The sequence below is a fragment of the Mycobacterium paraense genome (genome assembly GCF_002101815.1).
GTDB lineage: Bacteria > Actinomycetota > Actinomycetes > Mycobacteriales > Mycobacteriaceae > Mycobacterium > Mycobacterium paraense.
Genome location: NZ_LQPM01000023.1, coordinates 76,476 through 93,464 on the forward strand (window position 1 = coordinate 76,476; position 16,989 = coordinate 93,464).

The window sequence follows — 16,989 nt, forward strand, 5'->3', positions numbered from 1 at the left end:
ACCTAAGCAAGCACTTGCTTGGTACGCTAGCACAGTGACTTCCGCCGAAGCAGGCTCGCCCCGTTCGGAAGGTATCAACCTGGGGCTGGTCGGGCGGGTGGTCCTCGTTACCGGCGGCGTCCGCGGCGTAGGCGCCGGCATCAGCTCGGTTTTTGCCAAGCAGGGCGCGACCGTGATCACCTGCGCGCGACGGCCCGTCGAGGGCTTTCCCCACGAGTTCCACTCCTGCGACGTGCGTGACGATGACGCGGTCAAGGCGATGATCGACGCCATCGTCGACCGGCATGGCCGGCTCGACGCCGTAATCAACAATGCCGGCGGTTCGCCGTACGTGCTGACCGCGGAATCCAGCGCGAAATTCAACCGCAAGATCATCGAGCTCAACCTCATTGGGGCGCTGTGGGTTTCGCAGCACGCCAACGAGAAGATGCAGGACCAACCGCACGGCGGCTCGATCGTCAACATCTGCAGCCTCAGCGGCCGTCGGCCGTCCCCGGGTACCGGGGCCTACGGTGCGGCCAAGGCCGGCCTGGAGAGCCTCACCCAGACGCTGGCGGTCGAATGGGGGCCGAAGGTCCGGGTGAACGCCTGCGTGGTCGGGATGGTGGAGACCGAACAGTCGGAACTGTTCTACGGCGACGCCGAGTCGATCGCCGCGATCTCGAAGAACGTGCCGCTGGGGCGGCTGGCCAAGCCTGAGGACGTCGGTTGGGCCACAGCGTTTTTGGCCTCGGATGCGGCGTCCTACATCAGCGGTGCCGCGCTGGAGGTGCACGGCGGCGGCGAGCCGCCGCACTATCTGGCGGCAACGAACGCCAGCGCGATCAAGTAGAGGAGACAGGATCTATGGGATTGGTTGACGGCCGTGTCGTCATCGTCACCGGAGCGGGCGGCGGGATCGGGCGCGCGCACGCGCTGGCCTTCGCGGCCGAGGGCGCGCGCGTGGTGGTCAACGACATCGGGGTGGGCCTGGACGGTTCGCCGGCGAGCGGCGGCAGCGCCGCGCAGGGCGTGGTCGACGAAATCACCGCTGCGGGTGGGGAAGCCGTTGCCAATGGATCCAACATCGCCGACTGGGACCAGGCGGCGGCCCTGATCCAGACCGCCGTCGACACGTTCGGCGGCCTCGACGTCGTGGTCAACAACGCCGGCATCGTCCGCGACCGGATGATGGCCAACACCAGCGAGGAAGAGTTCGACGCCGTCATCGCCGTGCACCTCAAGGGCCACTTCGCCACGATGCGCCATGCGGCGTCGTACTGGCGGGGGCTGTCCAAAGAGGGCAAGCCGGTCGACGCGCGCATCATCAACACCAGTTCCGGTGCGGGCCTGCAGGGCAGCGTCGGGCAGGGCAACTACAGCGCCGCCAAGGCGGGCATCGCGGCCATGACGCTCGTGGGCGCCGCCGAGATGGGCCGCTACGGCGTGACCGTCAACGCGATCGCGCCGTCGGCGCGCACCCGCATGACCGAGACCGTCTTCGCCGAGATGATGGCAACGCAGGACCACGATTTCGACGCGATGGCACCCGAGAACATCTCGCCGCTGGTCGTGTGGCTGGGCAGCGCCGAATCCCGCGACGTCACCGGCAAGGTATTCGAGGTCGAGGGCGGCAAGATCCGCGTCGCCGAGGGATGGGCGCACGGGCCGCAGATCGACAAGGGCGCCCGGTGGGACCCCGCCGAGCTGGGGCCCGTCGTCGCCGACCTGCTGGCCAAGGCGCGGCCGCCGGTCCCGGTCTACGGGGCGTAGCCGACGCCCGCGCCGAACGTGCCCTCAGGGCGACGTTTTCGGCGATTCCTCGCCGCCAGTGCACGTTCGGCGTCGCGGTTCGCACACCACCAACGGGATCACCCGGTCCGCGGCCTCGCGGTACTTGCGGTAGCGCGGGTAAATCCGCGTGAGCTGCGGCCAGTAGCGGTCACGTTCGGGATCGGTGGCGTCCCGGGCCACGAGCGACAGCCGCTGCGCCCGAATCTGCACCCGCACCTCGGGATTCTCCTTGAGGTTGAGGTACCACGACGGGTGTTCCTCGCGCCCGCCGAAGGACGCCGGCAGGATCACCCGCTCACCGTCGCGCAGGTACAGCGTCGCGGTGGTCCGCGGCTGGTTCGACTTGCGTCCGGTCGTGGTCACCAGGGCGGCCGGGAAGCGCAGCAGCTTCGCGCCGATCCGGCCGTCGGTCCGGCGGTACACCCAAATGTGGGCGCGGGCAAACCATTTGAGCAGCAGCGCTATCGGCCGGGAATTGCGGATGCGGTGTCGGCCCGACACCGTTACGGGTCGCAGATGACGATCGGGATGGTGCGGTCGGTCCAGGACTGGTAGTCGTCGTAGGACGGGTACATGTCCACCAACTGCGGCCAGTACCGGGCGCGCTCCTCGTCGGTCGCGTCGCGCGCGGTCAGGTCGAGCACCTCTTTTTTGATCTGCACCTGGACCTTCGGGTTGGCCTTCAGGTTCAGGTACCACATAGGGTTTTTCGCCGCACCGCCTTTGGAGGCCGCGACGATCACCCGGTCGCCGTCGCGCAAGAAGTACAGCGGGCTGACGCGGGGCTCGCCGGTCTTGCGCCCGGTCGTGGTCAGCAGCGCGACGGGAATCTTCTGGAACGTGCCACCGAGGCCCTCGCCGCCGTTGCGGCGGTACATGAACGTGTTGAGGCGCGACATCCACTTGATCAGGAAGTCGGCGTAGGGCGAGTCGTGAAACCGCGGGGGTGATTTCGGCATGACCCTGATCCTACGGGCGGGCTAGCGCTGAATGAATGGACGCAGCCTGGCCCGGATGTGGTGGATCAGCCCGTCCTCTTCCGGGATCACGAAGGTCTCGTCGACCCGCGACGCGACCCGCCGCCCGCCGAGCGCGACCTTGGTCAGCACGTCGTACACCGCGCGCACCTCGTCACCCGAGACCGTGTAGTGCGGCGGCGTGGTGGCCGCGATGATGCGGTACTGCGGCCCGCGATTGAGGCTGCGCCGCAGGTGATTTCCGGAGAATCCGGATTTGAGGCCCACCTCGATCCGGACGCAGTCCGGCGCGAACGGCACGGCGTCGGCGTCGTGGGTGACCAGCGCGTCGATGTAGGCCTGGGCCGCCGCGATGCGGTCGGCCTCGGAGACGCCCACTCAGATGCGCTCGATGATGGTGCCGGTGGACAGGGCGCCGCCGGCGCACATCGTGATCAGCGCGGTGGTCTGGTCGGTGCGCTCGAGCTCGTGCAGGGCGGTGGTGATCAGCCGGCTGCCGGTGCTGCCCACCGGGTGGCCGAGCGCGATCGCGCCGCCGTTGACGTTGACCTTGGCCATGTCGGGTTCGTGGACGCGCGCCCAGGACAACACCACCGAAGCGAAGGCCTCGTTGATCTCGGTGATGTCGATGTCGCCCATCTTCATCCCGGCCTTCTCCAGCACCTTCGCCGTCGACTGCACCGGGCCGTCCAGGTGGTAGTAGGGCTCGGCGCCGACGAGCGCCTGGCTGACGATCCGGGCCCGCGGCCGCAGCCCGAGCGCCTTGGCCTTGTCTTCGTCCATCCACAAGACCGCCGCGGCGCCGTCGGAGATCTGCGATGACGTGCCGGCCGTGTGGATGCCGCCCTCGATCACCGGCTTGAGCTGGCTCAACCCCTCCATCGTGGTGTCCCGCAGGCCCTGGTCGCGGCCCACCATGTGGCGCTCGCTGGTGGGCTGCTTCTGTTCGTCGAGCACCGGCGCCTCGATCGGCGAGATTTCCCGGTCGAAACGCCCCTCCTGCCAGGCCTGCTTGGCGCGCAGTTGCGACTGGAAGCCCCAGGCGTCGATGTCCTCGCGGGTGATGCCGCGGCGCTTGGCGATCCGCTCGGCGGCGGTGAACTGGTCGGGCAGGTCGATGTCCCAGGACGCCGGCCGCAGGATGCTGCGGTCCGGGCCGGCGTTGGCGCCGAGCCCGACGCGGCTCATGGCCTCGATTCCGCACGCGATGCCGATGTCGATGGCGCCCGCGGCGATCAGGCCGGCGACCAGGCCGTTGGCCTGCTGGCTGCTGCCGCACTGGCAGTCCACGGTGGTGGCGCCGACGTGCTCCGGCAGGCCGGCGACGAGCCAGCTCACGCGGGTGATGTTGTTGGACTGTTCGCCGAACTGGGTCACGCAGCCGCCGACGACCTGTTCGACGTCACCGGCGTCGATGCCGGCCTTCTCGACCAGTGCCTTTTGCACCGCGCCCAGCAGCTCGGTGGCGTGCAGTCCTGAAAGCCATCCATTGCGCTTGCCGATCGGGCTGCGCGTGGCCTCGACAATTACCGGGTTACCCATGGGGCCAGGCTAGAACACGTTTCATTACTATGACAAGCGACGATGCGTCGGCGCCTTTTTTCTGCGGTGGAGGCATGTTTTACTGGCAACAGAACTCCACTAGGGAAGCTAGTGTCCTGGGATCGCCAGTCACTGGCCAGTCGCCAGACCAGCATAGGGACCAGCAGTTAAAGGAGAAGTAGCGTGCCCAGCCCCAACCTTCCGCCCGGGTTCGATTTCACCGACCCCGACATCTACGCGGAGCGGATTCCGGTCGAAGAGTTCGCCGAGGTGCGCGCGAGCGCGCCGATCTGGTGGAACGAGCAAGCCCCGGGCCACGGCGGCGGGTTCAACGACGGTGGCTTCTGGGCGATCACCAAGCTCAACGACGTCAAGGAGATCTCGCGGCGCAGCGACGTGTTCTCCAGCTACGAGAACTGCGTGATCCCGCGGTTCAACGACGACATCGCGCGCGAGGACATCGAGCTGCAGCGGTTCGTCATGCTCAACATGGACGCGCCGCACCACACCCGGCTGCGCAAGATCATCTCCCGCGGCTTCACCCCGCGGGCCGTCGGGCGCCTGGAGGATGAGCTCAGGGAGCGCGCCCAGAAGATCGCGCGGGACGCGGCGTCCGCCGGTTCCGGCGACTTCGTCGAGCAGGTGTCCTGCGAGCTCCCGCTGCAGGCGATCGCCGGGTTGCTCGGGGTGCCGCAGGAGGACCGCGAGAAGCTCTTCCGCTGGTCCAACGAGATGACCGGAAACGACGATCCTGAGTACGCCGACATCGATCCCAAGACGTCGTCGTTCGAGGTGCTGAACTACGCGCTGCAGATGGCCGCCATCAAGGCCGAGAAGCCCGGCGACGACATCGTCACCACGCTGATCAACGCCGACATCGACGGGGAAAAGCTCTCCGACGACGAGTTCGGCTTCTTCGTGATGATGCTGGCGGTGGCCGGCAACGAGACCACCCGGAACTCCATCACCCAGGGGATGATGGCGTTCGCCGACTACCCCGATCAGTGGGAGCTGTTCAAGAAGGAGCGCCCGGAGACCGCCGCCGACGAGATCGTCCGGTGGGCCACCCCGGTCACCTGTTTCCAGCGCACGGCGCTGGAGGACTACGAACTCTCGGGCGTGCAGATCAAGAAGGGCCAGCGAGTGGTGATGTTCTACCGCTCCGCCAATTTCGACGAAGAGATCTTCGACGACCCCTACACCTTCAACATCCTGCGAAACCCCAACCCGCACGTCGGTTTTGGCGGCACGGGAGCGCACTACTGCATCGGGGCAAACCTGGCGAAGATGACGATCAACCTGATCTTCAACGCCGTGGCCGATCACATGCCCGACCTCAAGCCGATCTCGGAGCCGGAGCGGCTGCGCTCCGGTTGGCTCAACGGCATCAAGCGCTGGCAGGTGGATTACACCGGTAAGTGCCCGGTGCAACATTGACGGATTCAAAAACGGCGATGGATTTCGACCTCACCCCCGAGCAGCAGGCGGTCGCCGACGTCGCGACGTCGGTGCTGGACCGGGATCTGTCGTGGGAGGCCCTGGTCAGCGGCGGCGTCACGGCGCTGCCGGTGCCGGAGCGCCTCGGCGGTGACGGCGTGGGCCTGCCCGAGGTCGCCACGGTGCTGACGGAAGCCGGCCGCCACGGTGCGATCACGCCGGCGTTGGCCACGCTGGGTTTCGGCGTGGTGCCGCTGCTGGACCTCGCCTCCGAGGAGCAGCAGGACCGCTTCCTGGCCGGGGTCGCCAAGGGCGGCGTGTTGACCGCGGCGCTCAACGAGCCCGGCGCCGCCCTGCCGGACCGGCCCGGGGTCGCGTTCGCCGACGGCCGGCTGTCGGGCACCAAAGTCGGGGTTGGCTATGCCGAGCAAGCCGATTGGATGATCGTGACGGCCGACAGCGCCGTCGTGGTGGTGTCGCCCAAGGCCGACGGCGTGCGGCTGGTGCGCACCCCGACGTCGAACGGCGCGGACGAGTACACCGTCACGTTCGACGGTGTGGCGGTGGGTGATTCGGACGTCTTGGTGGGCGCTTCGGCGCACCGGGTCAACCAGCTGGCGCTGGCCGCGATGGGCGCCTACGCCGACGGGCTGGTGGCCGGCGCCCTGCGCCTCACCGCCGACTACGTGGCCAACCGCAAGCAGTTCGGGAAGCCGCTGTCGACCTTCCAGACCGTGGCGGCGCAGCTCTCCGAGATCTACATCGCCTCGCGCACCATCGATCTGGCGGCCAAGTCGGTCGTCTGGCGGCTGTCGGAGGGACGGGATGCCGACGACGACGTGGACGTCCTGGGCTACTGGATCGCCTCGCAGGCGCCGCCGGTGATGCAGCTCTGCCACCACCTGCACGGCGGCATGGGCATGGACATCACCTATCCCATGCACCGGTACTACTCCACGATCAAGGACCTGTCCCGGATGTTGGGCGGGCCATCTCATCGCCTCGATCTGGTGGGAGCGCAATGTTCATAGAACTGACTCCGGAGCAGCGGCAGCTGCAAGCCGAACTGCGGGAATACTTTTCGAACCTGATCTCGACCGACGAGATGAAGGCGATGGAGCAGGACCGCCACAACGAGGCGTACCGCGCGGTGATCCGGCGGATGGGCCAGGACCGCAAGCTCGGGGTCGGGTGGCCGAAAGAATTCGGCGGCCTCGGCTTCGGGCCCATTGAGCAGTCGATCTTCGTCAACGAGGCGCATCGGGCCGACGTGCCACTGCCCGCGGTCACGTTGCAGACGGTCGGCCCGACCCTGCAGCAGTTCGGCAGCGAGGCGCAGAAGAAGAAGTTCCTGCCGGCGATCCTGGCCGGCGAGGTGCATTTCGCGATCGGCTACACCGAGCCGGAGGCCGGCACCGACCTGGCTTCGTTGCGGACCACCGCCGTGCGCCAGGGCGACGAGTACATCGTCAACGGGCAAAAGATCTTCACCACCGGCGCGCACGACGCCGACTACATCTGGCTGGCCTGCCGCACCGACCCGGAAGCCGTGAAGCACAAGGGCATTTCGATCCTGATCGTCGACACCAAGGATCCCGGGTACTCGTGGACGCCGATCATCCTGTCCGACGGCGCCCACCACACCAACGCCACCTACTACAACGACGTGCGGGTGCCCGCCGATATGCTGGTCGGCGAGGAGAACGGCGGATGGCGACTGATCACCACCCAGCTCAACAACGAGCGCGTAATGCTCGGCCCGGCGGGCCGCGTCGCCGGCATCTACGACCGGGTGCACGCCTGGGCGAGCAAGCCGGGTAGTGACGGCGTCACGCCGATCGACCACCACGACGTCAAGCGGGCGCTCGGCGAGATCCACGCGATGTGGCGGATCAACGAGTTGCTGAACTGGCAGGTGGCCGCCGCCGGCGAGGACATCAACGTCGCCGACGCCGCCTCGACGAAAGTGTTTGGCACCGAGCGCATTCAGTACATCGGCCGGCTCGCCGAGGAGATCGTCGGCAAGTACGGCAACCCCGCCGACTCGGACACCGCGGAGCTGCTCAACTGGCTGGACTCGCAAACCAAGCGGAACCTGGTCATCACCTTCGGTGGAGGCGTGAACGAAGTCATGCGTGAAATGATCGCGGCCGCCGGCCTCAAAGTCCCGCGGGTGCCACGATGACGGACATCGCCGAAGCCGTCGCGGAGATCAAGGCGGCCGGCGACCCCAAGCCGCGCGCCGGCCGCGATCCGGTGAACCAGCCGATGATCAACAACTGGGTGGAGGCCATCGGCGACCGCAACCCGATCTATGTCGACGAGGCCGCCGCCCGCGCGGTCGGCCACCCCGGAATTGTCGCGCCGCCGGCCATGATTCAGGTGTGGACGATGTTCGGCCTCGGCGGGGAGCGCCCAAAGGACGACCCGATGGGCCCCATGATGAAGCTGTTCGACGACGCCGGCTACATCGGCGTGGTCGCCACCAACTGCGAGCAGACCTACCACCGCTATTTGCAACCCGGCGAGCAGGTCAGCATCACCTCGGAGATGGGCGACGTGGTCGGTCCCAAGCAGACCGGTCTGGGCGAGGGCTACTTCATCAACCAGCACATCATCTGGCGGGTGGGCGACGAGGACGTCGCCGAAATGAATTGGCGCATCCTCAAGTTCAAGCCCCGGGAGGCCGCGCCGTCCGCGGTGCCGGCGGATTTGGACCCCGACGCCATGATGCGTCCCTCCTCCTCGCGCGACACCGCGTTCTTCTGGGAGGGCGTCAAGGCGCACGAACTGCGGATCCAGCGACGTCCCGACGGCAGCCTGCAGCACCCGCCGGTGCCGGCCGTGTGGCAGGACAAGACCGCGCCGATCGACTACACGGTGGCCAGCGGCCGCGGCACGGTGTTCAGCTTCGTCGTGCACCACGCGCCGAAGGTGCCCGGTCGCACCCTGCCCTTCGTCATCGCTCTGGTCGAGCTCGAGGAGGGCGTGCGCATGCTGGGCGAACTCCGTGGGGCCGACCCCGCGCAGGTCAAGATCGGAATGCCCGTGCGCGCAACGTATATCGACTTTCCGGCCGGCGAGAGCGGACCGGAGTGGACCCTCTACGCCTGGGAGCCTGACGCATGAGCGCGCCGGTGATCGAAGTGGGCACCAAGCTGCCCGAGCTGAAACTGCACGGCGACCCCACGTTCATCATCTCGACGGCCCTGGCCACCCGCGACTTCCAGGACGTGCATCACGACCGTGACCTGGCACAGGCCAAGGGCTCGAAGGACATCTTCGTCAACATCCTCACCGACACCGGGCTGGTGCAGCGCTACATCACCGACTGGGCCGGGCCGTCGGCGCTGATCAAGTCGATCGGGCTGCGCCTCGGGGTGCCGTGGTACGCCTACGACACGGTCACGTTCTCCGGTGAGGTCACGGCCGTGGAAGACGGCCTGATCACCGTGAAGGTGGTGGGCAACAACAGCCTTGGTGATCACGTCATCGCGACGGCCACGCTGACGATGGGGGACGCTTGATGCTTTCGGGTAAAGCCGCCATCGTCGGCATCGGCGCGACGGACTTCTCGAAGGACTCGGGCCGCAGCGAGCTGCGGTTGGCCGCCGAGGCCGTCCTGGATGCGTTGGACGATGCGGGCCTGAGTCCGGCCGACGTCGACGGGCTGACCACGTTCACGATGGACAGCAACAACGAGACCGCGGTCGCGCGTGCGGTCGGCATCGGAGACCTGAAGTTCTTTTCCCAGATCGGTTATGGCGGCGGGGCCGCGTGCGCGACCGTGCAGCAGGCGGCGGTGGCCGTCGCGACGGGGGTGGCCGACGTCGTGGTCGCCTACCGGGCGTTCAACGAGCGGTCCGGCATGCGGTTCGGCCAGGTGCAGAGCCGGTTGGCGGGAGACGGTGGGGCACGGGCCGATTCGACGACGGCCGACAACGCATTCTCGTATCCGCACGGGCTGTCCACGCCGGCCGCGCAGGTCGCGATGATCGCCCAGCGCTACATGCACCTGTCCGGTGCGACCAGCCGGGACTTCGGCGCGATCTCGGTGGCCGACCGCAAGCACGCCGCCAAGAACCCGAAGGCGTACTTCTACGAGAAGCCGATCACCATTGAGGACCACCAGAATTCGCGGTGGATCGCCGAGCCGCTCCGGCTGCTGGACTGCTGCCAGGAAACCGATGGCGCGGTCGCGATCGTGGTGACGTCCGTCGAGCGGGCCCGCGACCTCAAGCAGCGGCCGGCGATCATCGAGGCGGCCGCGCAGGGTTCCAGCCCGGACCAGTACACGATGGTCAGCTACTACCGGTCCGAGCTCGGCCTGCCCGAGATGGGTGTCGTGGGTCGGCAGCTCTGGGGGCAGTCGGGGCTGGCGCCGTCGGACATCCAGACCGCGATCCTGTACGACCACTTCACCCCGTTCACCCTGATTCAGTTGGAGGAGTTGGGGTTCTGCGGTCGCGGCGAGGCGAAGGACTTCATCGCCGACGGCGCGATCGAGGTGGGCGGCAGGCTGCCGATCAACACGCACGGCGGTCAACTGGGTGAGGCCTACATCCACGGCATGAACGGCATCGCCGAGGGCGTGCGGCAATTGCGTGGAACCTCGGTGAACCCGGTGCCCGACGTCGAGCACGTTCTCGTCACGGCGGGTACGGGTGTGCCCACGTCGGGGCTGATCCTGGGCTAGCGCTTTTCGCACCGAGTGTGCGGCCAGCCGCACATTCGCTGCCGAGTGTGCGGACAGCTGCACACTCGGCGAGTGAAGTGACGCCCGCAGCGGTCCATGCGACGCTGCGGGGTCATGAGAGCGCCATTCATCGGCAGTGAGGCCGTCGCTGCAGGCGCACTGACCAAGGCCCAACTGGCGCGGTACCGCCGATTGTTCCCGGATGTCTGCGTGGACCGCGACGTCGACATCACTGTCGAACTACGCGCGAAATCAGCGTGGCTCTGGACGGGACGTCGGGGTGTGGTGGCAGGGTTTGCCGCGGCCGCGCTGCACGGCAGCAAATGGGTCGATGGGGCGCAGGCGGTGGATTTGCTGCATGACAATCGGCGGGCCCCACCGGGAATCCGGACGCACCGAGACCGATTCGAGCGCGATGAGGTCGAACTGGTCGCCGGTATGCCAATCACTTCGCCGGTCAGGACGGCGCTGGACCTCGGATGTTGGTACCAGACCATGACGGCGGTGGCGGCGATTGACGCGCTCGCCAGAGCAACGGAGGTGAAGGCCGTCGACGTCGAATTGCTGAGTCGAAGATACGCGGGACGCCGCGGCATTGCCGGAGCACGCCAAGCGACGGGCCTATTCGATGCCGGCGCACAGTCACCGAAAGAGTCATGGCTGCGGCTTGTCTTGGTCAGGGCGGGCTTGCCTCGGCCGCAGACGCAGATACCGGTGATCGACGAATGTGGCACTGCATTCGCGTATCTGGACATGGGCTGGGAAGACGTGAAAGTCGCCGTCGAATACGACGGCGACCAGCATCGCAGCGATCCCTGGCAGTTCAACTGGGACGTCCGGCGCCTGGAAAGACTGCAGCGTCGTGGCTGGTTCGTCGTACGGGTGACGGCAGGTGACCGGCCGGCCGAGATCGTACGCCGCGTTCGCTCGGCGTTGGACGGGCGAGTGTGCGGCTAGCCGCGCAGCCGGGCCCGAGTGTGCGGCCAACCGCACACTCGACGAACGCGCTCCCGAACGCTAGGCCGGCACCAGCTCCACGCCGCTCAGCACCACGGCGTTCTCGCGCGACGGCGCGAGCACGCTGGCCAGGAACCGCCCGTTGTCCTTCCAGATGCCCACCTTGAGCGTCTCGCCCGGATAGGCCACGCCGGCGAAGCGCGCGCCGTAGGCCGCGACCGCCCCCGCGTCGCCGTCCAGCAGCGCGTCGGTGATCGCCTTGCAGGTCATCCCGTAGGTGCACAGGCCGTGCAGGATCGGCTTGGGAAAGCCTGCGGCGGCGGCGAATTCGGGGTCGGAGTGCAGCGGGTTGCGATCCCCGCAGAGCCGGTACAGGAGTGCCTGTTGCGGCAGGATCGGCACGTCGACCTCCAGGTCGGGCGCGCGGTCCGGCGCCGCGTCCGACGAGGAAGGTCCGCGCTCGCCGCCGAATCCGCCCTCGCCGCGGGCGAAGATCGACCGCCGCTGGGTCCACAGCAGGGTGCCGTCCGGGGCGCTGACGGTCGTCTCGCTCCAGATCACCGCGGCCTTGCCCTTGTCCCAGATATCGGTGAACCGGGTGACGGCCTTGGCCGAACCGGACGGCGGCAGCGGGCCGGGCACCTCGATCCGTTCGCTGGCGTGCAGCACCCTGCTCAGCTCGATGTCGATGCCGGGGAACTGTACCGTCGGCGGCTTGGTCATGTGGAAGGACGCCGCGACGTTGCCGAACGTCGGCAGCACCTGCGGGGTGTCGTCCACCAGATAGCGCAGCTCGCGGGGATCCATCGGGTCGGAACCGGCCCCCAGACCCAGGTGGTAGAGCTGGATATCGCTGCTGCTCCACGAGAATTCGATCGGGTCCAGCTCGGCGCTCAGCGCCACGTCTACATCGATCGGCATGTCAGTTGCTCCCCGCGATGTGCAGCGCCGCCAGATAACCAAACGTCATCGCCGGCCCGATGGTGCCGCCCGGGCCGGGGTAGGTGTGGCCCATCACCGGGGCGCTGACGTTGCCCGCGGCGTAGAGGCCCTCGATGATGCTCCCGTCGTCGCGCAGCGCACGGCCATGCACGTCGGTGCGGATGCCGCCCTTGGTGCCCAGGTCGCCGGGCACCATCTTGGCGGCGTAGTAGGGCGGGTGGCTGATCTCGCCGAGGTTCGGGTTCGGCTTGTTGGTGGGGTCGCCGTAGTAGCGGTCGTAGGCGCTTTCGCCGCGGTGGTAGTCCTCGTCGACGCCCGAGCGTGCGAACCCGTTGAAGCGCTGCACGGTGGCCACCAACTCCTCGCCCGGCAGTCCGGCCTTCTCGGCCAGCTGCGACAGGGTGTCGGCCTGCACGATCACGCCGGAGTCCAGCCATTTGCGCGGAATGCGTTGTCCCGGTTGCAGCCCCGCGAAGATGTAGCGGTCGCGGTATTGCTGGTCGAACACCAGCCACGCCGGGATGTTCTCGCCCGGCCCCGGCCCCTGACCGAATTCGCCGCCGTACATGTGGTGGCAGGCCTCGACGTAGGGCATCGACTCGTTCATGAACCGCTTGCCCGACATGTTGACGATGATCGAGCCCGGCGAGTTGCGCTCCGACAGCGCGAACCACGGCGCGCCCACCAGCGGCACCGTCGGGCCCCACCACGCGTCCTCCATCAACTCCAATGCGGCTCCGAGCTTTTCGCCGGCGAGAATCCCGTCGCCGGTGTTGGCCTTGGCGCCGACCGTCCACTCGGTGGTGATGGGGGCGCGTTGGTACTTCACCCGCATCTGCTCGTTGTGCTCGAACCCGCCGGACGCGAGGATCACGCCGCGACGGGCCCGGATCAGGCGCGGCTCAACGGATTCCGACGCACCGGTGTCGCTGACATAGACCCCGCGCACCACGCCGTCCTCCACGTAGAGGTCGGTGAGCGCGGTGTTGAGCACCACCGGAACACCGGCGCGCTGCAACCCGATCCGCAACGGCCCGATCAGGGCGCGTCCCATCCCCACCAGGTTCTTACCGGTGGCCTTGGCCCACATGGTGCGCGCGCCGACCTTCAGGCTGCGCGCGACGCCCCGCGGGTGCCGCTTGAGCTGGTTGAGCCGCACGTAATCCTGCTGCATCACAACCACGTTGAGCGGAACCTTGCCATAGGCCGGTTCGAGACCGGCTTCGTCGGCGCCCAGCTTGCGGGCGTTGAACGGCTTGGGCTCGATCGACCGGCCGTCCGCGCGGCCGCCCGGTGCCTCGGGGTAGTAGTCGGAGTAACGCGGCACCCAGCACATCTTCAACGGAGTGTGCTGCAACACGAAGGACAGCATCTCGGGGCCGCGTTCGAGGTAGGCATCGATACGCTCCGGGTCCACGATGTTGCCGACGATGCCGTGCAGGTAGGTGCGGGCGGCTTCGGGGGTGTCTCGCACGCCGTCGCGCTTGAGCACCTCGTTGTTGGGAATCCACACCCCGCCGCCCGACCGCGCCGTGGAGCCGCCGAAGTGAGCGGCCTTCTCGATGACTACTGTCGAAAGGCCGCGGTGCGCGGCGGTAAGGGCAGCCACCATGCCGGCTCCGCCGCTCCCCACCACGACGACGTCGTACTCCTGCGCTGTCATGTAGAACACGTTATAGAATTGCCCGGGTTGGGCGCTACCGGCCCGGTCACAAGAACGAGGGGACTTCGGTAAATGCTCAGTGTTGCGATCCGCGACGAGCTGGCCGCCGACCTGGCGCAGGCCGAGCGCAGCCGCGAGCCCATCGCCCCGCTGACCGCCCGATACCCCGGCATCGACGTCGTCGACGCCTATGAGATCCAGCTGATCAACATCCGGCAGCGGGTGGCCGAAGGCGCCCGGGTGCTGGGGCACAAGGTGGGCCTCTCGTCACTGGCGATGCAGCAGATGATGGGCGTCGACGAGCCGGATTACGGCCACCTGCTGGACGAGATGCAGGTGTTCGAGGAGACCCCGGTCAAGGCAAGCCGCTACCTGTATCCGCGGGTGGAGGTCGAGGTCGGCTTCATCCTGTCCGCCGACCTGCCGGGGGCGGGTTGCACGGAAGAGGATGTGCTGGCGGCCACCGAGGCCCTGGTCCCCTCGATCGAGCTGATCGACACCCGGATCACCGACTGGAAGATCGCGTTGTGCGACACCATCGCCGACAACGCCTCCTCGGCGGGTTTCGTGCTGGGCGAGGCCCGGGTGGCCCCGGCCGACATCGACGTCAAGGCGATCGACGCGGTGCTGACCCGCAACGGCGAGGTGATCGCCGAGGGGCGCAGCGACGCAGTATTGGGCAATCCCGTCACGGCGGTGGCGTGGTTGTCCCGCAAGGTGGAAAGCTTCGGTGTGCGTCTGAAAAAAGGTGACATTGTGTTGCCCGGATCGTGCACGCGAGCGATAGATGCACACGCCGGAGACGAATTTGTCGCCGACTTCACGGGACTGGGTTCCGTGCGGTTGTCCTTCGAATAGCGCCGGATTAGTTTTGAATTAGTCCAAAAACAAGGAGCATCATGCCGTCCAAGGCGAGTGTGGCCATTGTCGGGTCGGGAAACATCAGCACCGATCTGCTGTACAAGCTTCTCCGATCGGACTGGCTGGAGCCGCGCTGGATGGTGGGCATCGACCCGGAGAGCGAGGGCCTGGCGCGGGCCCGCAAGCTGGGCCTGGAGACCACCCACGAAGGGGTCGACTGGCTGCTGGCCCAGCCGGAGAAACCCGATTTGGTTTTCGAGGCGACGAGCGCCTATGTGCACCGGGACGCGGCGCCGAAATACGCGGCCGCGGGAATCCGGGCCATTGACCTGACGCCGGCCGCGGTGGGCCCCGCGGTGATCCCGCCGGCGAATCTGCGCCAGCATTTGGACGCGCCCAACGTCAACATGATCACCTGCGGGGGACAGGCGACCATTCCGATCGTTTATGCCGTCTCCCGCGTGGTCGAGGTCCCTTATGCGGAAATCGTCGCCTCGGTGGCTTCCGTTTCCGCGGGCCCCGGAACGCGGGCGAACATCGACGAGTTCACCAAGACCACCAGCAAGGGCGTCGAGACCATCGGCGGCGCCCGGCGCGGCAAGGCCATCATCATCCTGAACCCGGCCGACCCGCCAATGATCATGCGCGACACCATCTTCTGCGCCATCCCCGAGGACGCCGACCGCGATGCGATCGCCAAGTCCATCCACGACGTGGTGGCCGAGGTGCAGACCTACGTCCCCGGCTACCGGCTGCTCAACGAGCCGCAATTCGACGAGCCGTCGGTGGTCAACGGCGGCAACTACCTGGTGACCACCTTCGTCGAGGTCGAGGGCGCGGGCGATTACCTGCCGCCCTACGCGGGCAACCTCGACATCATGACCGCCGCGGCCACCAAGGTCGGCGAGGAGATCGCGAAGGAATCCCTGTCCGCGACGGCGGGAGGAGCGCAAGCATGAGCATCCAGGAAATCTTCTTCAACCCGATCTGGGACGTCCGGATGACCGACACGTCCCTGCGGGACGGGTCCCACCACAAGCGCCACCAGTTCACCAAGGACGAGGTCGGCGCCATCGTCGCCGCCCTGGACACCGCCGGTGTCCCGGTCATCGAGGTGACCCACGGCGACGGGCTGGGCGGCTCCAGCTTCAACTACGGCTTCTCGAAGACCCCCGAGCAGGAGCTGATCAAGCTCGCGGCCGAGACGGCCAAGGAGGCCAAGATCGCCTTCCTGATGCTGCCCGGGGTGGGCACCAAGGAGGACATCAAGGAGGCCCAGAACAACGGCGGCTCCATCTGCCGCATCGCCACCCACTGCACCGAGGCCGACGTCTCGATCCAGCACTTCGGCCTGGCGCGTGAGCTGGGCCTGGAAACTGTCGGGTTCCTGATGATGGCCCACACCATCCCGCCGGAGAAGCTCGCACAACAGGCGCGCATCATGGCCGACGCCGGCTGCCAGTGCGTCTACGTGGTCGACTCCGCCGGGGCGTTGGTGCTCGAAGGGGTGCGCGACCGGGTGGCGGCGCTGGTCTCCGAGCTCGGCGACGACGCCCAGGTCGGCTTCCACGGCCACGAAAACCTGGGGCTGGGCGTGGCCAACTCGGTGGAGGCCGTCCGGGCCGGCGCCAAGCAGATCGACGGCTCCTGCCGCCGCTTCGGGGCCGGTGCGGGCAACGCGCCCGTCGAGGCGCTGATCGGGGTGTTCGACAAGATCGGCGTCAAGACCGGCATCGACTTCTTCGACATCGCCGACGCCGCGGAGGACGTCGTGCGCCCCGCCATGCCCGCCGAATGCCTGCTCGACCGCAACGCGCTGATCATGGGGTACTCGGGCGTCTACTCCAGCTTCCTCAAGCACGCCGTCCGCCAGGCCGAGCGCTACGGCGTGCCCGCGCACGCGTTGCTGCACCGGGCCGGTCAGCGCAAGCTCATCGGCGGCCAGGAAGACCAGCTGATCGACATCGCCCTGGAAATCAAGCGCGAGCAGGAGAGCGGCGCCGTCGTCACGCATTAGCGATGGGCGGTCTGGTGTGGACCGCCGGCGCCAGTTCTAGAATTCTTTGAATCTGACGGAAGCCGGTAAGCCTCCGTCGGCATTGGCTTAGCGTTAGATGACTGCACGTATCGCTAGGGGATGT

The 16,989-nt window shown here is 67.5% G+C and carries 18 protein-coding genes; 12 read left to right on the forward strand and 6 right to left on the reverse strand.

Annotated elements, in window-relative coordinates:
* Nucleotides 1-73: 73 nt before the first annotated feature.
* Nucleotides 74-832: an SDR family oxidoreductase gene (locus AWB89_RS17505; RefSeq protein ID WP_085175644.1), complete on the forward strand. Its 759-nt coding sequence runs from the start codon at nt 74-76 to the stop codon at nt 830-832.
* 14 nt (nt 833-846) lie between these two features.
* The gene (locus AWB89_RS17510; protein ID WP_085175377.1) at nt 847-1,752 is read left to right on the forward strand and encodes an SDR family oxidoreductase; all 906 of its coding nucleotides are present in this window, start codon (nt 847-849) and stop codon (nt 1,750-1,752) included.
* A 24-nt stretch (nt 1,753-1,776) separates the two neighbouring features.
* Here AWB89_RS17510 and AWB89_RS17515 read toward each other — a convergent pair whose 3' ends face one another.
* Genes AWB89_RS17515 through AWB89_RS17530 form a run of 4 tightly spaced genes read right to left on the reverse strand, consistent with a single transcriptional unit; the run spans nt 1,777 to nt 4,292 of the window.
* Nucleotides 1,777-2,274, reverse strand: coding sequence for a nitroreductase family deazaflavin-dependent oxidoreductase (locus AWB89_RS17515; protein WP_085175379.1), 498 nt, complete (start codon nt 2,272-2,274; stop codon nt 1,777-1,779).
* A 2-nt stretch (nt 2,275-2,276) separates the two neighbouring features.
* On the reverse strand, nt 2,277-2,732 hold the full coding sequence (locus AWB89_RS17520; protein ID WP_085095832.1) for a nitroreductase family deazaflavin-dependent oxidoreductase: 456 nt from the start codon (nt 2,730-2,732) through the stop codon (nt 2,277-2,279).
* A gap of 21 nt (nt 2,733-2,753) precedes the next feature.
* Nucleotides 2,754-3,128, reverse strand: coding sequence for a DUF8021 domain-containing protein (locus AWB89_RS17525; RefSeq protein WP_085175381.1), 375 nt, complete (start codon nt 3,126-3,128; stop codon nt 2,754-2,756).
* Nucleotides 3,129-4,292: a steroid 3-ketoacyl-CoA thiolase gene (locus AWB89_RS17530; RefSeq protein WP_085175383.1), complete on the reverse strand. Its 1,164-nt coding sequence runs from the start codon at nt 4,290-4,292 to the stop codon at nt 3,129-3,131.
* A 183-nt stretch (nt 4,293-4,475) separates the two neighbouring features.
* Between AWB89_RS17530 and AWB89_RS17535 the strand changes: the two genes are divergently transcribed.
* From AWB89_RS17535 to AWB89_RS17565, 7 genes are all read left to right on the forward strand, one after another.
* Nucleotides 4,476-5,729 (forward strand): cytochrome P450, encoded by a 1,254-nt coding sequence (locus tag AWB89_RS17535; protein ID WP_085095826.1) that lies wholly within the window; start codon nt 4,476-4,478, stop codon nt 5,727-5,729.
* A 17-nt stretch (nt 5,730-5,746) separates the two neighbouring features.
* A complete protein-coding gene (locus AWB89_RS17540) occupies nt 5,747-6,760 on the forward strand; it encodes an acyl-CoA dehydrogenase family protein (RefSeq protein WP_085175385.1) in 1,014 nt (337 codons plus the stop codon).
* Nucleotides 6,751-7,914 (forward strand): acyl-CoA dehydrogenase FadE29, encoded by a 1,164-nt coding sequence (gene fadE29 / locus AWB89_RS17545; RefSeq protein WP_085095823.1) that lies wholly within the window; start codon nt 6,751-6,753, stop codon nt 7,912-7,914. Before AWB89_RS17540 ends, fadE29 begins: the two co-directional genes overlap by 10 nt.
* Nucleotides 7,911-8,858 (forward strand): bifunctional MaoC family dehydratase N-terminal/OB-fold nucleic acid binding domain-containing protein, encoded by a 948-nt coding sequence (locus AWB89_RS17550; RefSeq protein WP_085095821.1) that lies wholly within the window; start codon nt 7,911-7,913, stop codon nt 8,856-8,858. Before fadE29 ends, AWB89_RS17550 begins: the two co-directional genes overlap by 4 nt.
* A complete protein-coding gene (locus AWB89_RS17555) occupies nt 8,855-9,256 on the forward strand; it encodes a MaoC family dehydratase (protein WP_085175388.1) in 402 nt (133 codons plus the stop codon). Before AWB89_RS17550 ends, AWB89_RS17555 begins: the two co-directional genes overlap by 4 nt.
* Nucleotides 9,256-10,425 (forward strand): lipid-transfer protein, encoded by a 1,170-nt coding sequence (locus AWB89_RS17560; RefSeq protein ID WP_085175390.1) that lies wholly within the window; start codon nt 9,256-9,258, stop codon nt 10,423-10,425. The genes AWB89_RS17555 and AWB89_RS17560 overlap by 1 nt, the downstream gene beginning before the upstream one ends.
* A gap of 114 nt (nt 10,426-10,539) precedes the next feature.
* Complete coding sequence (locus AWB89_RS17565) at nt 10,540-11,382, forward strand: endonuclease domain-containing protein (protein ID WP_085175392.1); 843 nt, start codon at nt 10,540-10,542, stop codon at nt 11,380-11,382.
* Nucleotides 11,383-11,442: 60 nt separating this feature from the next.
* Here the strand turns inward: AWB89_RS17565 and AWB89_RS17570 are convergent, their stop codons facing one another.
* Both AWB89_RS17570 and kstD read right to left on the reverse strand, forming a co-directional pair.
* Complete coding sequence (locus tag AWB89_RS17570) at nt 11,443-12,303, reverse strand: MaoC/PaaZ C-terminal domain-containing protein (RefSeq protein WP_085175394.1); 861 nt, start codon at nt 12,301-12,303, stop codon at nt 11,443-11,445.
* 1 nt (nt 12,304) lies between these two features.
* Nucleotides 12,305-13,987, reverse strand: a complete 1,683-nt coding sequence (kstD, locus tag AWB89_RS17575) for a 3-oxosteroid 1-dehydrogenase (protein ID WP_085175646.1) — start codon at nt 13,985-13,987, stop codon at nt 12,305-12,307.
* Between the two features lie 72 nt (nt 13,988-14,059).
* Between kstD and AWB89_RS17580 the strand changes: the two genes are divergently transcribed.
* Genes AWB89_RS17580 through dmpG form a run of 3 tightly spaced genes read left to right on the forward strand, consistent with a single transcriptional unit; the run spans nt 14,060 to nt 16,865 of the window.
* A complete protein-coding gene (locus tag AWB89_RS17580; protein ID WP_085175396.1) occupies nt 14,060-14,845 on the forward strand; it encodes a 2-keto-4-pentenoate hydratase in 786 nt (261 codons plus the stop codon).
* Nucleotides 14,846-14,886: 41 nt separating this feature from the next.
* The gene (locus AWB89_RS17585; RefSeq protein ID WP_085175398.1) at nt 14,887-15,807 is read left to right on the forward strand and encodes an acetaldehyde dehydrogenase (acetylating); all 921 of its coding nucleotides are present in this window, start codon (nt 14,887-14,889) and stop codon (nt 15,805-15,807) included.
* Nucleotides 15,804-16,865: a 4-hydroxy-2-oxovalerate aldolase gene (dmpG, locus tag AWB89_RS17590; RefSeq protein WP_085175400.1), complete on the forward strand. Its 1,062-nt coding sequence runs from the start codon at nt 15,804-15,806 to the stop codon at nt 16,863-16,865. The genes AWB89_RS17585 and dmpG overlap by 4 nt, the downstream gene beginning before the upstream one ends.
* The last annotated feature ends 124 nt before the right edge of the window (nt 16,866-16,989 follow it).

Bases quoted from the DNA above. Each gene is read 5' to 3' on its own strand.
- kstD (WP_085175646.1), bottom strand. From the start codon at position 13,987: ATGACAGCGCAGGAGTACGACGTCGTCGTGGTGGGGAGCGGCGGAGCC.
- AWB89_RS17570 (WP_085175394.1), bottom strand. From the start codon at position 12,303: ATGCCGATCGATGTAGACGTGGCGCTGAGCGCCGAGCTGGACCCGATC.
- AWB89_RS17510 (WP_085175377.1), top strand. From the start codon at position 847: ATGGGATTGGTTGACGGCCGTGTCGTCATCGTCACCGGAGCGGGCGGC.
- AWB89_RS17540 (WP_085175385.1), top strand. From the start codon at position 5,747: ATGGATTTCGACCTCACCCCCGAGCAGCAGGCGGTCGCCGACGTCGCG.
- AWB89_RS17520 (WP_085095832.1), bottom strand. From the start codon at position 2,732: ATGCCGAAATCACCCCCGCGGTTTCACGACTCGCCCTACGCCGACTTC.
- AWB89_RS17560 (WP_085175390.1), top strand. From the start codon at position 9,256: ATGCTTTCGGGTAAAGCCGCCATCGTCGGCATCGGCGCGACGGACTTC.
- AWB89_RS17580 (WP_085175396.1), top strand. From the start codon at position 14,060: ATGCTCAGTGTTGCGATCCGCGACGAGCTGGCCGCCGACCTGGCGCAG.
- AWB89_RS17565 (WP_085175392.1), top strand. From the start codon at position 10,540: ATGAGAGCGCCATTCATCGGCAGTGAGGCCGTCGCTGCAGGCGCACTG.
- dmpG (WP_085175400.1), top strand. From the start codon at position 15,804: ATGAGCATCCAGGAAATCTTCTTCAACCCGATCTGGGACGTCCGGATG.
- AWB89_RS17555 (WP_085175388.1), top strand. From the start codon at position 8,855: ATGAGCGCGCCGGTGATCGAAGTGGGCACCAAGCTGCCCGAGCTGAAA.
- AWB89_RS17550 (WP_085095821.1), top strand. From the start codon at position 7,911: ATGACGGACATCGCCGAAGCCGTCGCGGAGATCAAGGCGGCCGGCGAC.
- AWB89_RS17530 (WP_085175383.1), bottom strand. From the start codon at position 4,292: ATGGGTAACCCGGTAATTGTCGAGGCCACGCGCAGCCCGATCGGCAAG.
- AWB89_RS17585 (WP_085175398.1), top strand. From the start codon at position 14,887: ATGCCGTCCAAGGCGAGTGTGGCCATTGTCGGGTCGGGAAACATCAGC.
- fadE29 (WP_085095823.1), top strand. From the start codon at position 6,751: ATGTTCATAGAACTGACTCCGGAGCAGCGGCAGCTGCAAGCCGAACTG.